The 15,321-nt window shown below is 39.0% G+C and carries 18 protein-coding genes and 1 pseudogene; 2 read left to right on the top strand and 17 right to left on the bottom strand.

Annotated elements, in window-relative coordinates; genetic code table 11:
- The 10 genes and pseudogenes from JNUCC31_RS17935 to JNUCC31_RS34130 all read right to left on the bottom strand — a co-directional run bounded on the left by JNUCC31_RS17935 (window position 1) and on the right by JNUCC31_RS34130 (window position 7,648).
- Window positions 1-714, bottom strand: a complete 714-nt coding sequence (locus JNUCC31_RS17935; RefSeq protein WP_192262988.1) for a dTMP kinase — start codon at window positions 712-714, stop codon at window positions 1-3.
- 20 nt (window positions 715-734) lie between these two features.
- Entirely contained in the window at window positions 735-2,444 is a 1,710-nt protein-coding gene (locus JNUCC31_RS17930; RefSeq protein ID WP_192262986.1) for a nucleotidyltransferase family protein, read from the bottom strand.
- Window positions 2,445-2,474: 30 nt separating this feature from the next.
- A complete protein-coding gene (locus JNUCC31_RS17925; RefSeq protein WP_228469077.1) occupies window positions 2,475-3,434 on the bottom strand; it encodes an ABC transporter ATP-binding protein in 960 nt (319 codons plus the stop codon).
- 47 nt (window positions 3,435-3,481) lie between these two features.
- Window positions 3,482-4,234, bottom strand: a complete 753-nt coding sequence (locus JNUCC31_RS34135; protein WP_416234317.1) for an ABC transporter permease — start codon at window positions 4,232-4,234, stop codon at window positions 3,482-3,484.
- Between the two features lie 56 nt (window positions 4,235-4,290).
- Window positions 4,291-5,082: an ABC transporter permease gene (locus JNUCC31_RS17915; RefSeq protein WP_192262984.1), complete on the bottom strand. Its 792-nt coding sequence runs from the start codon at window positions 5,080-5,082 to the stop codon at window positions 4,291-4,293.
- 468 nt (window positions 5,083-5,550) lie between these two features.
- Window positions 5,551-5,835, bottom strand: a pseudogene (locus JNUCC31_RS17910) (nitronate monooxygenase); the annotation flags it as partial.
- Window positions 5,836-6,170: 335 nt separating this feature from the next.
- A complete protein-coding gene (locus JNUCC31_RS17905; RefSeq protein ID WP_192262982.1) occupies window positions 6,171-6,332 on the bottom strand; it encodes a hypothetical protein in 162 nt (53 codons plus the stop codon).
- Window positions 6,333-6,357: 25 nt separating this feature from the next.
- Entirely contained in the window at window positions 6,358-7,224 is an 867-nt protein-coding gene (locus tag JNUCC31_RS17900) for a Cof-type HAD-IIB family hydrolase (protein WP_228469075.1), read from the bottom strand.
- An 18-nt stretch (window positions 7,225-7,242) separates the two neighbouring features.
- Window positions 7,243-7,407, bottom strand: coding sequence for a hypothetical protein (locus JNUCC31_RS17895; RefSeq protein ID WP_192273545.1), 165 nt, complete (start codon window positions 7,405-7,407; stop codon window positions 7,243-7,245).
- Complete coding sequence (locus JNUCC31_RS34130) at window positions 7,328-7,648, bottom strand: ribose-phosphate pyrophosphokinase-like domain-containing protein (protein ID WP_192262980.1); 321 nt, start codon at window positions 7,646-7,648, stop codon at window positions 7,328-7,330. The genes JNUCC31_RS17895 and JNUCC31_RS34130 overlap by 80 nt, the downstream gene beginning before the upstream one ends.
- On the opposite strand from JNUCC31_RS34130, the gene JNUCC31_RS17885 reads away from it, so the two are divergent.
- A complete protein-coding gene (locus tag JNUCC31_RS17885; protein ID WP_192273114.1) occupies window positions 7,598-7,852 on the top strand; it encodes a helix-turn-helix domain-containing protein in 255 nt (84 codons plus the stop codon). The two genes, JNUCC31_RS34130 and JNUCC31_RS17885, sit on opposite strands and share 51 nt — an antisense overlap.
- A 110-nt stretch (window positions 7,853-7,962) precedes the next feature.
- On the opposite strand, the gene JNUCC31_RS17880 is transcribed toward JNUCC31_RS17885, so the two are convergent.
- From JNUCC31_RS17880 to JNUCC31_RS17845, 7 genes are all read right to left on the bottom strand, one after another.
- Window positions 7,963-9,048, bottom strand: a complete 1,086-nt coding sequence (locus JNUCC31_RS17880; RefSeq protein WP_192262978.1) for an alkene reductase — start codon at window positions 9,046-9,048, stop codon at window positions 7,963-7,965.
- Window positions 9,049-9,083: 35 nt separating this feature from the next.
- Window positions 9,084-9,785 (bottom strand): SDR family oxidoreductase, encoded by a 702-nt coding sequence (locus JNUCC31_RS17875; protein ID WP_192262976.1) that lies wholly within the window; start codon window positions 9,783-9,785, stop codon window positions 9,084-9,086.
- A gap of 56 nt (window positions 9,786-9,841) precedes the next feature.
- Window positions 9,842-10,540 carry an SDR family oxidoreductase gene (locus JNUCC31_RS17870; protein ID WP_192262974.1) on the bottom strand — a complete coding sequence of 233 codons (699 nt, stop codon included), beginning with the start codon at window positions 10,538-10,540 and terminating at the stop codon, window positions 9,842-9,844.
- Between the two features lie 188 nt (window positions 10,541-10,728).
- On the bottom strand, window positions 10,729-11,307 hold the full coding sequence (locus tag JNUCC31_RS17865) for a TetR/AcrR family transcriptional regulator (protein WP_192262972.1): 579 nt from the start codon (window positions 11,305-11,307) through the stop codon (window positions 10,729-10,731).
- Between the two features lie 240 nt (window positions 11,308-11,547).
- Complete coding sequence (locus JNUCC31_RS17855; RefSeq protein WP_192262968.1) at window positions 11,548-12,393, bottom strand: alpha/beta fold hydrolase; 846 nt, start codon at window positions 12,391-12,393, stop codon at window positions 11,548-11,550.
- A gap of 3 nt (window positions 12,394-12,396) precedes the next feature.
- Window positions 12,397-13,413: an NADP-dependent oxidoreductase gene (locus JNUCC31_RS17850; RefSeq protein WP_192262966.1), complete on the bottom strand. Its 1,017-nt coding sequence runs from the start codon at window positions 13,411-13,413 to the stop codon at window positions 12,397-12,399.
- Between the two features lie 12 nt (window positions 13,414-13,425).
- On the bottom strand, window positions 13,426-14,427 hold the full coding sequence (locus JNUCC31_RS17845; RefSeq protein ID WP_192262964.1) for an NADP-dependent oxidoreductase: 1,002 nt from the start codon (window positions 14,425-14,427) through the stop codon (window positions 13,426-13,428).
- A 186-nt stretch (window positions 14,428-14,613) separates the two neighbouring features.
- On the opposite strand from JNUCC31_RS17845, the gene JNUCC31_RS17840 reads away from it, so the two are divergent.
- Window positions 14,614-15,162, top strand: a complete 549-nt coding sequence (locus tag JNUCC31_RS17840; RefSeq protein WP_192262962.1) for a TetR/AcrR family transcriptional regulator — start codon at window positions 14,614-14,616, stop codon at window positions 15,160-15,162.
- Window positions 15,163-15,321: the final 159 nt, after the last annotated feature.

Genomic DNA, 15,321 nt, shown 5'->3' with positions numbered 1-15,321 from the left:
TTATTGATCCCCTTTTAATAATTTTTCTAAGTAATGTTGAACAATATCTTCTACTGCTTGAAATCCAAGACTTGTATCCAATTCTACAAAATCATTAGCTTTACCATTTTCCACAAAGGCATTGATTGCTCGTTTGTAGAATCGAATGTCCAATTTCTTATCACTTTCGTCTGGTCTAGATCGTATTCTTTGTATGGCTGTCTCTGCATCTACTTTAGCGACAAAGCCCAGATCTGGTTTTGGAAATAATGCAGCTATTTGAAGGAGCACATTAAATTCATTGTCTTTGATTCCAAGAGCGAGCGCCTCCGAGAGTGGTGTGAAAATATACCGATCACAGACAAGCCACTCCCCTTCTTTAAGCTTTTCATGAAAAGTAGATCTGAACCTTTGTAATCTATCTCCCATAGCACTAATAGCAATGGCCGTTTGATCAATTTCACCGGTAAGAGCTCGTGTATGATCGTCAGCATAAAGACGGTGAGAGGATAATTTTCTGAATTCAGGAGACAACATATCAATCTTATGTGCTGTAATACCTTTGCATTTTAGGAATTCATAAATGAATTCCAATGAAGTAGATTTACCAGCGCCATCTACTCCTTCCAGGACAATCAACTTCCCTTTGTATTTAGGAACACTGAATTGTACTTTAGACGCTCTTGCTCTTATGTCATCATCTCTTTCAAGTATCGAATCAACCCCAAGACTCAATTGAACAAACCTCCTTATTATTAGTCGACTATTCTTAAAATACCCATATACTCCGGATGCCATATGTTATCGTAGTGATTTGACCAAGCCATTTGTTTTTTAGGTTTCCCTTCAAAGTCATAGAAATTTACTTTAATATCAAAAGCAAGACATAAATTTGAAGCGGGTACAATACCAAAACTTGACCATGGTATCTCTAATCCAAGTAAATAACCGCTATCATTAGTTGTTAGATTATATATATAAGGATACTGACCTTCACCGCTAAGATTCTGATTGTCTTTCTCATCATCTAGTTTTAAATTCCAGTACCTCAATCCTCCATCAACTTTTGGATTGAAATAAAACTGTTTTATATATGATTTTCTATCTGAAGTATGGTCGCTACTTCCTGGTCCAAGACCAATTGAAATTCCGCCTAGGTAAGCATTATCGTCTGTTAGACTTGCAACAATATGATCAGTTACATCTATCTTCACTAGAAAAGACGAAGAGTTCCACCCTAAATTACAAGTTGCTTGTAAAGGGAGTTTTGAAAGATTTTTTTCGAAAACAACATAAGAACCAAACTGATTAGCTACTGGATATTCATTTTCTGTCAGTCTAATACTAACTTCGTCTAACTGAGCAATAGAATCTTTTTTCTGACATTCAAGCACTTCACTCTTCAATCCCAAAATAGTCACAAAATCTTTATAGAAGTCCTGAGAGTCCCCAAAAAGTATGGTTTCTGCAGAAAAATTTACTGCCTTCTCAATTTGTTCAGCACTCCCCTTATATAGTTGATAATTGAGTTTAAAGTGATCTCTCAAAGCTGCTATAAATGTCTTCGGAACTCGATTTGGATAAATCTCATCGACTAATACGGAAGTAAGTAGGATTCTAAATTCAACTTTTAGATCATTGGTAGTCTCTAAAAGATACTTCCAATTAATCTGGGGCCCATACTTGTCTATAAATAAGGCTATATCATGAAGTAGCTTTATTTTAGGATTGTTATCACCATATAGGAGCGTATCTACGGTGTATTCTTTTGAGAAGTGATACATCAAATGCATTAATCTGTCATGATGTTCTAATAACCATACAAAATGTTGTTTGTCATATTTTGTATGTATTGCTCTATCCAATACAGCCTGCATTTTATACCATTCAGACTCAACATTATTAAATAGGCGTGTATGGAGATCCATCTCTATTAGGAATTCGTCACCAGATTCAGTTGTAACTCTTTTCTCTAAAACTGGGATGTGACTATGGAGTCTTGAGTGATTTGTTAAATCATCATTAATAAAGGATTTGTTTACAATCTCCCCTGTATATGCAACTGAATAGCCCAAGTTACCTAATAAATCCAAAATGTCTTCTAGTTGGTTCACATCAATTAACAAATCTATATCTCCGGATATTCTTGTCTCGACAGGAGAATATAGATCTAATCCTAAAAACCAACCTTTAATATGTATCAATTTTATTTGGTTTTTTTGAAAATTTTCTGTTAAAAGAAGTAATTCATTTTCAAAAATTTTGTATTTTGTTTTTTGTAATTCAAGTTTTTTGTTGAGTTTACTTTCGTATACTTTTGAAAAATTCAATTTGTGGTTTTTAACTAGAGGACCTAAATCCATATTTTCAATCAGATTAATAGCCCCAGTTGGTCCTCTTCCCTTTCTTTCGAGATAGCGAAGTAAACTGTTACTAGCTTCTGTTCTTACTTCAATCGTAGCCACTATTAAACACCTCCAAATTATAGTAAATGATTAATTCCCATAGATCTTTTGCACAGCATCTTCAACACTTGGTTCTTTGAGTGAAATATCTACAATGTTGTGGTTTCTGGCGATGCTAGAAATTGCTTCTGCAACGCTTATTTCTTTTTCATCAAATTTAATCCATTTTTTTGCGTTTTCTTCTTTGTAGATGGTTAGTCTCGAATCTTGTAACTGAACATTGGTTTCCTGAAATTCCACAATAATAGTATGTCCTGCTCCGTACACCTCTTTGAAATTCGACAAGCTTCCGTCAAATATCTTATTTCCTTTATCAATAGTTATAATCCGATCACAGATCTGTTCTATATCGTCCATATCATGGGTTGTAAGAATTACAGTTGTTTGTTTATCTTTGTTTATTTCTCTAATAAAATGTCTTATTTTTTGCTTAACAACAACATCCAGCCCTATTGTTGGCTCATCAAGATATAAAATTTGTGGATCATGTAGTAATGAAACTGCTAATTCTGCTCTCATTTTTTGACCCAAACTAAGTTGTCTTACAGGAACATCAATAAATTCATGTAGATCTAATAACTCAATGTAAAATTCAACATTTTGCTGATAGACTTTGTCGGGTATCTTATAAATTTTTTTGTAAAGTTCAAATGTCTCTTCTATTGGCAAACTCCAATATAACTGAGTCCTCTGTCCGAAGACTACTCCTATGATCTTTGCATTATTTTTTCTATCTTTGTAAGGAATTCGCCCAGCTACGTTAACTGTACCTGAAGAAGGAACTAATACACCTGACAACATCTTAATTGTTGTTGATTTTCCGGCTCCATTTGCACCTATATATCCAACCATTTCTCCTTTATTGATATTAAAGGAGATGTTATTTACAGCAGTTTTAGTAACATAATCTCTTTTTACTATCGATTTCACCGAGTTCCATAATCCTTTTTCTCTTTTGTAGATGGTGAACTCTTTTGACACGTTTTCCATACTTATTATGGTTGACACGACTTCTCACTTCTTTCTGTCGACTTATTTTATGAACCAGTGCTTTGATAGTGGTTGATTCCTATCCTCCAGAAGTTATACGCAATAACAAATAAGACTAATCCTACAATTGGAGTGGCGTATTGGAAGTAAGGAGAAAAGATTGAGAAATCATTTTTTTGTAGAAAAAATTGTGCAGGGAAAAAATTAATAAAAGCATAAGGCAGTATATATGTCAGAATTATCTGAATGAATTTGTCATATATGGTTATTGGATAAGAAATGAATCTACGCATGTTAAAAAATAAGACTTCTCTAAGGCCAGTATTCTCTACAAACCAAAATGAAGGTATCGAAATGATTAGCAATGTTGAACCCTGGATTAAAGCACCACCAAGCAGGGTTAGAATAAGCATTGAGATGTTTGTGAAAGTCATTTCGATGTTCAATTGATTCACACAAATCACCATTACTACCAAGGAAACAACTAAGTGTGTTATGTAGCCATTATTAAATTCTCTGCAAACTAAATATACAAAGCTATTAAGTGGTTTAGTTAGTACTTCATCAAAAGTACCTTCTTTTATCATTGTAGATAGACGAGTGCTGGGAGAATTTAAGAAGAAAGAACCTATCGCATATGATGCTAAGTTAAGGGCGAACAAAAACATGACTTCATATGTGGACCAGTTACCAATCGCACTAAAGTTATTTAGTAACAACCAAAGTAAAAAGAATTCTGAAAAGAATGAGACGATCTGAGAGATAACTCCTAGTATAAATGAGCTTCTATACTGGGACACACTTAGGATGGATATCTTAATAAATCTGATATAGACCGAGAAATATTGCACAAGATTTACCCTCCATGAACAATAATTTTACTTTGAGCTTTCGACCAAATTAACTTAGACAGAAGATATAACGACACAATCCAGACACATTGTAGTAGTAGAATTTTATACCCTTCATCTATTGATAAATTCCCAAGGTACATATTTATTGGTTCGAAGATAATTAACCTGAATGGTAACCAAGAAGAAATCTGATAGAGCCAATCTGGATAAAACCACAATGGAATGACAGAACCGGAGAATAAGTCTTTACAAGCATTCAAAATCCACGAGATATACCACGGAGTTTGAAGCCAAAAAGCTAGTAATCCTAATACGAACTGTATGTAAAAAGCGATAATTATTGCTAAAACTAAACTGATTAAAAACATCAAGAAATTCGAAAGCTCGAAAACGATTTCTATGCGCATAAAAAGCAATATGATAATTACGTTGGGGATATTTATTAGTAAAAAGTTGAATATGTTTTTCCCTATATCTTCTGCCCAAAGATAGTTTCTTATGTTTATCGGTCTTATAAAATCAGAAATTATGGAACCGTTATCAACTTTTTGTGCTATTTTCTCGCCAACTTGTGATGCTGTCAAAGCGGTGATAAGCGAAGTTATGATGACGTAAGTCAGCATTTCATCCAGTGAAACCTGGCTGTTACTACTGTTATTTTCCATAAGAACTGACCACACATTTAATTGAACAAACAGAGATATGAAACTACCAAAAATAGAAGTGTAAAAGTCAAATCTGTAAGCATACCTTTCAAGGAATGATCGTTTTAAAAAGGTCACAAATAAAAACATTGTTCTAACCCCTATTCTGACATTTTAAATGTAACGTTTTCGAAAAAGTTTGAAATGAAATTCGAAACATTTTTTTACACAAAATGTAATATAGCATAGGCTACTTTTTTTATCAAGTTTTTTTACATAAAAAGTGAACAATATAACAAGTAATTAGCTTATTTGTGCGTCTTTTCTATGATTAACGAGTAAAAATAACGCAAACATTGCCATAAACTAAGCAGAATTTGATATTATCTGTAGTTATTGAGTACGGACATCAAAGCCTAACAATTCCCGAGACACAATTTTTTGGGTGAGCTAAACCTGACCAGATGATTATGAGTATTGAGCACAAGGAAACCATCTTTTTGAATCACACCATTTTTGCGATCCGGATCAGTAAAATTTAATTTAATATGATTTAAGATAAGCCTATGACACAAATAGTAGCCTTCATACTTAGTTAAACATAATCACATTGTTCATCTTTTTGTATGTGGATGCATCAACACATTCCTGAGTCGCAATAAAACGTGTGCCCATTTCGATTACCTCTGCTCCAAGTGCATAGGCTACCACCCATCTTCGGCCATCACCGAACCGCGGGGATTCTACCGTATCAACGACCTGGGGGACGATCATCATGGTTCTAACGTCATCACGTCCAATATGCCCTCCTCCCTCATTTCTGACGACAATCACCGCAGATGCACCGAGCTGCTCAGCTTTTTGTGCCTGTCTGCGTGAAGAAACGAGTACTAATGATTGAATATTCGCTTTTGCCCGAATTAGAAAATAAATAGCTTTGTGCGTTACAATGGCATTCATCGATTAGTTGTAAACGTAACTGGTGGTTTACAACCGTACAACAACATGCAGGCATTTACTGCTCAGACGTTCATTATCTGCCTCCAAGGGGAATTCCCGTCCCGAGGCTGTACATTTGAAACTCCGGTTACTATGTGAACCGAGTTTTTTATATAACTGCAATGTTTACCCTTGTTTCCTCTATCGATAACAAAAATCTCCTTTAGAGCAATTCAGTCTAATGCATCTATCAGGAGGTTTATTTTCATTTCTTAAGTAGAGAGCTTCGTAGCCCCTCTTCAGGCTGAGAGGTATAGAAGGACAACTTTCCCGATACCGTACTTGATTCCAGCGTTGACATTATTCGGCTCTGAAGCGCCTTGCCCTTGTGTAGAGCAACCGCTAAATACGATCATGCCTGACAGAACGGGCAGAAGTAATGATTTTTTGAATGGAATCACGAAAGTTCTCTCCTTTATAAGCCACTTATAGCAGGTAATTGCGGATTGCCATGGCGACTCCATCCTGTTCGTTTGTACCTGTAATGACGTTTGCGATCGCTTTGACATGGGGCTCAGCATTGCCCATTGCGATACCCAATCCAGCCCACTGCAGCATGTCAAGATCATTGTCATAATCTCCTGCTACAGCTACCTCTTGTCGATCGATACCTTGCTTGCGGCACAGTCGCTCAAGTGCATCGCGCTTGCTGATTCCGATCGCGTTTACGTCAAATCGCAAACTGCCTGTTTTAGTACATTGAAGCATTCCCGATGCTTCAAGTCGCTTAAATATCCGTTCGCGGGCGGCAAGGTTTGTGCAAATGACGGCCGCTTTGTAGATCATGCCAGGCATGCTGTTTACGAACGTTCTGAAATCGGAACCGACTTCAACCAAACGGATCAGTTCGGTTTGATCTCTATAATGATCTTCCGTCCATGTCAGTTCTGGTCGCACAACAACATTATTCATTGGCCAGCTCCGATTCAAATCATTGATTTGCCGTACATATAGGGCATTGTAGCCATAGAAATGGACGTAGGCGCCTTCTTCCTCAATCACATCTAGCATGTATAAAAGTGATGTTGTCTCCAGCGGGGATCCTTCAATCATTTGTCCTGTTTTTGGATCAACGGTCACGGCACCATTCAGTGCGACCAGAGTAAAATTCAATAGGATTTCCTTCGCATGTAGCCATACCGAAGCGGGAAACCGCCCGGATGCGATGGTGACAGCTACTTCATTCGCCATTAATTGCTGGATGGAACTTCGCGTTTCTGACGTAATGACTTTATTCGTATTTAACATGGTTCCATCCAAATCAAGAGCAAGCAATCTATGCAACTCAACCATTCCTTCCTGTTCAATGTATCATAGGGTATACATGCGCAGTGGCTCAGGGATGTCCACCGGTCCGTGGAAGGTCCGACTTGCTTCATCACGCATGAACTCCAACTTACCGTCGCCGGGCAGATGCACGAGTACGAGCTGCTTCACACTGGCCTGTCCAGCAATCATGCCTTGTCCCGCGATCATTAGCGCCTAACATAGCGAGTGTTCGTAAAACAACCAACCCGGACTCGGGTTCCCCTTCGTTTGATCGACGATCTTGACGAGAGTAAGCAAGATAGGGCACAACACAGATAATATAAGCTGCCCCTCTACTTTTCGAGATTTCAACCATTTGATAGAGTTGTTGTAAATGAAGATCCTGTGGTGGTAATGTATTCTGAAATACAACAACTGTTTTATTGACCAGAGAGGTATCAATCCTCATGCATATCTCGGAGTCAGGGAATACGCGACGAGAATGGATAAAGCATGTTTTTTGTTGACTAATTCCACTTTCAAAATCGGTGACATCTCTCGATCCGTTGGATATAAGGATGTTCTTTTATTTTCGAAAACGTTCAAGCGGATTAAAAAATGTACTCCTTCAGAATATCGAAAAAATCAAGAATGCTTGCACCACAAGGATTAGAAAGTTACCCTATCCTCGCTGACTCAAACAATAAAAAAACAGGCATTCCTAGTTGTAGGAACGGCCTGTTTTCAACTTAAACCTCTCTCTTTTGAAAGCAATGCAACAATTTATTTTATCGACTTTTGAGCTTTCACTTCATCCATCGTAGGATAATCTGTATAACCCTTACTTCCGCCACTATATACAGTATCACGATCAACTTCATTTAAAGGGAAACCTACTTTGAGACGTTCCACAAAATCTGGATTAGCCAAAGACCATGCACCAATGGGTACCAGATCGGCTGTACCACTATCAATATCTACGCTAATATCATCAATCGCACGCCCTGCTCTGTTGACCAATAATGCGTTTGTCCAGCTTGTGCGAATGTCTTGGAGAAGCTTCTCATTTCCAAGATGCATGATGTGAAGGTAAGCTAAGTCCAATTGAGCTAATTCCTTTACGAGGTGGAGATAAAGTTCAGTACCTTGTTCCCCATCCTGTATTCCTCCAAGAGGTGTTCCTGGAGAAATACGGAAGCCAGTTCTTTCTGCTCCAATTTCTTCGATAATGGCTTTCGCTACTTCGATCGCGAAGCGACTACGATTTTCTATTGAGCCTCCATATTCGTCTGTCCGTGTATTTGAATTCTCTCCAAGAAACTGATTGATCAGATAACCATTCGCTCCATGAATTTCGACACCATCTGCTCCTGCTTTTATAGCCGCTGCTGCTGCTTTTCGGAAATCAGCAATGGTTGTTTGAATGTCTTCTTTAGTTAACTCCCGCGGAACCGGGATATCCTGCATTCCTTTAGCGGTGAACAGCTCCACACCTGGCGCGATTGCAGATGGAGCAACAGCTTGACGATGATGGGGTGTGTTATCTGGATGCGACATGCGGCCCACATGCATTAATTGGATAAATATATAACCATCCGCATTATGCACTGCATTCGTAATCTTATTCCAACCTTCTATATGCTTTTCAGTATAGATACCAGGTGAATTCAAGAAACCTTGCCCATCATCAGAAGGTTGTGTGCCTTCACTAATGATTAACCCCATCGATGCTCTTTGAGCATAATAAAGGGAACTTAGTTCACCCGGTGTCCCGTCCTCTTCTGCTCTGCTACGTGTCATTGGTGCCATAGCTAAACGATGAGGCAATTCCATTTTTCCGATTTTTGTTTTAGTCCACAATTTACTCATTACGAACAACTCCTCTGTAGTTTAAATTAGTTTTTTTATTTATAAAGTTGTGGGTATAGTGCAGCTACGCCACCGGCAAGTCCAACTTGTACTTGACGACTAACTTCATCTGCGATAATTTCAAAGCTGTTAGATTCTATGCCGTCAATAGCTGTTTTCGCGATATCTGCAGGATTGGATTTAGGCATGTCTATGTTGGAAGTCATGTCTGTCTCCATAAACCCAACATGTAGACCGGCTACTCTAATATTACGTGGATATAAATTTAATCGTAAATCATTCGTTAAAGCCCACTCTGCAGCCTTTGCAGCAGTATATGCGCCCAAAGTTCCCGAACTATACCATGATAATCCGGAGAGAATATTCAAAATTGATCCTCCCCCGTTTTTCTCGAGAACCGGTGCAAATGCGCGAACCATGGACAATGTACCGAAAAAGTGTGTATTTAATTCCAAAGCTATTTGATCAGGATCACCTTCTAGTAAAGATGCCCCTGTTGATGAACCTGCGTTGTTTACGAGTACAGTAACATCTTGAGCAATCATAGCAGCAGCTGCAACTTCTTGAGCATTGGTAATATCCAACTTAACTGGTATAACACCTGGAATATCAATAGTCTCTGGGTTCCTTGCACCTGCGTATACTTTCGTACCTCTTGAAAGAAGTTCAAGAGCAAGATGACGGCCAAATCCGCGGTTTGCTCCAGTAACAAATGCTACTTGTTCAGAAATTATCATTTTTATTGTCTCCTTTGATCACTTTTTAAGTTGATTCGTGAATATTAATACAATTTTTAGGAAAGTTGAGGATATAGTGCAGCTACACCACCGGCAAGTCCGGCTTGTACTTGACGGCTAGCATCATCTGCAATAATTTCAAAATTGTCAGATTCTATACCATCAATCGCTGCTTTTGCAACGTCCAATGGGTTAACTTTGGGAACTTCTAAGCCCAATGTCATGTCTGTCTCCATATAGCCCACATGTAACCCTGCTACTCGAATATTTTGAGAATTGAGATTTAAACGTAAATCGTTCGTCAATGCCCATTCTGCAGCTTTTGCAGCCGTATAAGCTCCCACAGTACCCGAACTGTACCAAGACAATACGGAGAGAATATTCAGAATCGAACCACCGCCATTTTTAGTCATAATTGGCGCAAAAGAACGAACCATAGAAAGAGTTCCGAAGAAATGCGTGTTAAATTCTAATTGTATTTGATCTAGATCTCCTTCAAGTAAAGAAGCACCTGTTGAAGATCCCGCATTGTTTATTAGAAGTGTTACATCCTGAGCGATCTTAGCAGCTTCAATCACCTCTTGAGGATTGGTAATATCCAGTTTCACGGGGATTACACCTGGGATATCAATAGATTCTGGATTTCTTGCTGCAGCATAAACTTTTGCTCCTCTGGACAGAAGTTCAAGCGTTAGATATCGACCAAGACCTCGGTTGGCACCAGTGACAAATGCGACTTGTTCAGAAATTTTCATTTTTAATTTCTCCTTTTTATTTTGTAGTGTAGTATTCTAAAATATTTTTTTATATTCTTCTCAGATATAAATGCTTATTCAGAGGAGGAATATGTTTTATAATATAAGAATGATCATTCTATATTTAGTAAAAAGAACGATCATTCTAAAAATGATATACAATGCTATATAAAGGACAATTAACCATACTATGTGGTTAAAAGTTCTATAGAAATGTTTGCTGTACCTTGCAGTTTCTCTTTAGGAATGGAAGTTCTCGCCATTGCTCTCAACCCAATACCCACCACATTCAGATGTTCTGCCAGTACTTCGGCATCATAATCTAGGTATAATTCTCCATTCTTCTGTCCCCACAAAATAATATCCTTGAACAGTTGCTCTGCGAGTGTAAATGATTCAGTGGCCTTTGAATCCACATCTACATCGCGCATGGCTAATTCCACGGCAGAATTGACCATTAAACAACCAGAAGGTGAGTCTTCATTCCCATATATCATGTAACTCATAATCAATTGAAGAGCCTCAACAGCCGTCTCAGAGCCTTTAACTATTCCTGCAAGCTCGCTATTTACTTTAGACCGAAATCGATCCATTGCTTTCAGAAACAACGTATGCTTGTCGCCAAAGGTGTCATACAAACTTCTCCGATGGATACCCATATGCTCAACTAGATCCGTCATAGAAGTCTTTTCATAACCTTGTTCCCAAAAGAGCTTCATTGCCTTATCTAGTACTACATTTTCTTCAAATTCTTTGTAACGTGCCATTCTGGTTCCCTCCTCCCATACTCAATATAACATATTGAGAACGATCGATAAAGAAAAGAATGTATAAGATTTTTCAGAGATAATTGGTGGACAAAGCTCCATCGCATGAATATTTTTACCTTTGTAACCGATTTGCTCACGTAAGCCATCGCTGAACATGTGGACGCCAGCCTTCGTTGCAGAATAAGTCGATGCGTTGCAACTGAGATATTAGCAAGCAGTGATCTAACGTCAACATTGTTATTTATCTAAAAATGCTATTACTGATTTCACAAATTCATCATGATTTTGAAAAATCCCACCGTGACCAGAATCTTTATAAATAATGAGCTTGCTATTTGGAATACGTTGTGCCAAATCATAGGAGTTAGGTGTAGGTACCATTCTGTCATCATCACCGTTTACTACAAGGGTAGGTTGCGTAATTTTTGACAAATCAGCGGGTTTTGCCATTCCCCACTCGTGGATGGCTTTAAGTTGTCTACGATATCCTTTGATACTAATCTGTTTATCTCGCGCCTCTTTACGTTCTTTGAGCCGAACCAAGAATTCTTTTGCTTTCTGTTTGCCATGGTCTGTTCGCGTGAAGAATAAATAGGTTTTAATATCTCTCAACGTGAAGATGGCACGTATCAAATCACGATCAGAAAGTTTCGTAACATGTTCAATGCCTTCACCACCACGCGGGCCTGTTCCTGACAAAACAAGTTTACGAACCAGTCTTGGTTCGATGGCCAAGAGTTCTTGTGCAATCATACCACCCATCGAAAATGACAAAATATCGATTTGCTCAAATCCCAATGTATGAATGAACGTTAATGCATCTCTTGCCATTTGTTCAATCGTATCTGGGACTTTCCCACTAGAAAGTCCAACACCCTTATTATCAAATGCAATGACCCAATGTTTTTTGGCAATACCATCCACTACGCGTGGGTCCCAGTTGTCCAAATTTGCAGATAAATGAGTGAAAAAAATGACGGGGATACCCTTTTTCTCTCCTAGTTCACGGTATGCGTAAACTGTTCTATCAGCCGCCTTAATACTTAGATTTGGTGCTTTAACATATGAATAGTTAGTTGCCATAATTCATTTACCTCCATCTTCTACTTGTAACAGAACTTTCCCTCGGCTATGCCCTGTCGCAATCTTAGCAATCGCGGCATTCACTTGGTCAAACGTGTACTCGGAATCAATCACCGGCTTAATGTTTGTTTTTTCAAGATACTGTGTAAAAGCTGCTAATTGCTGACCATTCGGCTGTACATACAGAAAGTCATAACTCTTCTTATGCCATTTCGCTAGCCCATCAAAAGGCAACCCCAGTAAACTGAAAAGAATCTTCTTCCCCGTTGACAAGTCTGCGCTTCGATTAGCGAAACGGGCATTGGGACCAGCGCTTAACGCCAATAATGTACCACCGGGTTTTAGTATCTTCATATGTTTACTAATTTCACTGGCGCCACGGGTATCAATAACATAATCATAGTCTCTCCGTATGTGAGTATAGTCCTGCGTTTCATAGTCGATAAACTCATCTGCACCGAGTCGATTGGCCAAATCACGCGCAGATCCACTACTACCACTGACGGTCACAAACAGTCCTTGTGACTTCGCGTAAGGTATGGCAATCTGTCCAAAGCCACCAGTACCTCCAGAGACAAATAATTCACTGCCTTGTTGAGCACCTAAAATATCTAGAGCTTGGATGATCGTCAAAGCAGATAATGGCACGGCCGCTGCTTCTTTAAAGGAAAGATTGGCTGGCATCTTAGCCACAATTGCCGCATCTACTGCGACATATTCGGCAAACGCCCCCATCTTATCAAGCGGTGGCATGGTGTACACGTGATCACCCACCTTAAAATCCATAACACTAGCGCCGACGTCGATCACAACTCCAGCCAACTCGTTGCCCAGAGTCAACGGAAAGTCGTAATGATCAAACAACTTAACTTTGCCTGTAATCGCCAAAACAAGGTGTGGATCAACACCGGCTACATTAGTCTTAATCAGAACCTGAGTTGATGTTATTGATGGAATATCGATTGAGTTGATTTCCACTTCAAGTGTTTTGGAATATCCAGCAATTTGTGCAGCTTTCATTAGGTGCTCTCCTTAAAATCGGATAATGACTTTTCCTTTAGGATGACCAGTTGCAACAAGCTTCAGAGCCTCATTAATATCTTCAATGTGGAATTCAGTGGGGTCCACCGCTGGTACAATCCCGTTATCTTCAATAATCTTAGTGATTTTCTTTAATTGTTCACCATCACTGCGAACAAAAATGAAATGATATTGAATCTTCTTTTTCTTCGCTTTGTGATCATACTTAGCCCCGGCAATGGTGAAGAGCTTTTGTTTCCAACCTGGTAAGCCCATATGCTCGGCGAAACGTTTGTTAGGTCCGGTCCGCAGAGAAAGAAGGCGACCTCCTGCTTTAATAATAGAAAGTTCATGATCAAATTCGCTTGGTCCCAACGTATCCATCACATAATCTACATTACTAAGCTGCTCCCAATAATTCTCAGTCGTGTAATCAATATATTGGTCTGCTCCAGTCGCCATTGTCCGTTCACGTGCTTGCGGGTTTCCACTAACGATGACCCTCAGCCCCATGCTTTTGGCGATAGGAATGGCCATTTGGCCAAATGAACCAGAACCTCCGGGAATAAACACGCTTTCGCCAGCTTTGGCAGCCAATTCTTCATGCAAACCTTGATAAGCAGTCAATCCTGTTAATGGCGCAGCAGCACCGGTTACAAAATCGAGATTAGCGGGCAAGTGCCCGATGGCATCCGCATGAATCGCTGCGTATTCCGCAAAAGCGCCGATTTTTTGTAGTGGCAGGCGTGAGTAAATTGCATCGCCAACTTTAAATCCCTGGACGTTCTTACCAACCTTCTCAATAACACCTGTCAGCTCATTACCCAGGGTCAAAGGGAACTCATAATCCTGAATCAGCTTCACACTTCCAGTACCGATGAGTAATTCTAAATGATTAACCGCCGCCGCTTTCACCTTGACCAAGACTTCGTTATCATTTATATCTGGGACTGGAATGTCATTAATTTCTACTATGAACTTTTTTGAGTATTTGTTAATTTGTGCTGCTTTCATAATGAATAGCCTCCTATGCGCTGAATAACAAGTAACATTTATTTGTTTTTGTAACTTGCGTGACAAGCATAATGCCAGATGTTATAAAAGTCAACAATTGTTACTCATTGTTCTGTATGCTAAAATACAGGCAGGTATACAAACGATTATTGGGGATGTAATGAAGAAAGAAGGGTTGGCAGCACAGTGGCTAAAATCACACAAGAGCTCATTATTGAAACAGCGGAAGCGTTAATTGAACGCACGGAAAAAACTGAAGTGACCCTCTCTCAAATTGCGGATGAATTAAGTATCACCCACGCAGCACTTTATAAACACTTTAAAAATAAGCAAGAGCTCTGGGCAGCTGTGTCGAAGAGCTGGTTCAACCGGATGATTTCAGAACAAATCAAAATAGACATGACTAATATGGCTAATCCACAGGAATTGCTCCACGATTGGCTTTGGGCATTTGCTAACGCAAAAAAACGTGCCTATAACGAGAATGCCAAAATGTTCGCCTTGAATACACACTATGTTGACAGCAATCCACTGGTATTACGTGACGTTCTCTGGGATTCCTACCAAATTATTGACGGCTTAATGGACTATCAGGATCCCCACTTGGAACGAGCAGAAGCGATTCTCTCCGCGTTTGCCGTGTTTAACCTCCCGTCCTTCAAAGAATCCTGGAATTTACCAGACTATCAGAACAGATTTGAACGCATCTGGAATTTAATCAAACAGGGTCTATGAATCCAAACCTCTAGTTGGATTCGAAAAAGTCGTAAAAGAACCCTCTCTAAAACCAAAGAATGTCTAAATCCTTTTTGGAGCTTCTCAAATTCATCACGATTTCATTCTCTATACAAAACAAACAACCGCCTCTCCACACATTAGTGTACAAGAGACGGT

The sequence above is a fragment of the Paenibacillus sp. JNUCC-31 genome, assembly GCF_014844075.1.
Lineage (GTDB): Bacteria > Bacillota > Bacilli > Paenibacillales > Paenibacillaceae > Paenibacillus.
The sequence above is the reverse complement of the archived record's forward strand: the minus strand, read 5'-3'. Positions and strand labels throughout refer to the sequence as shown.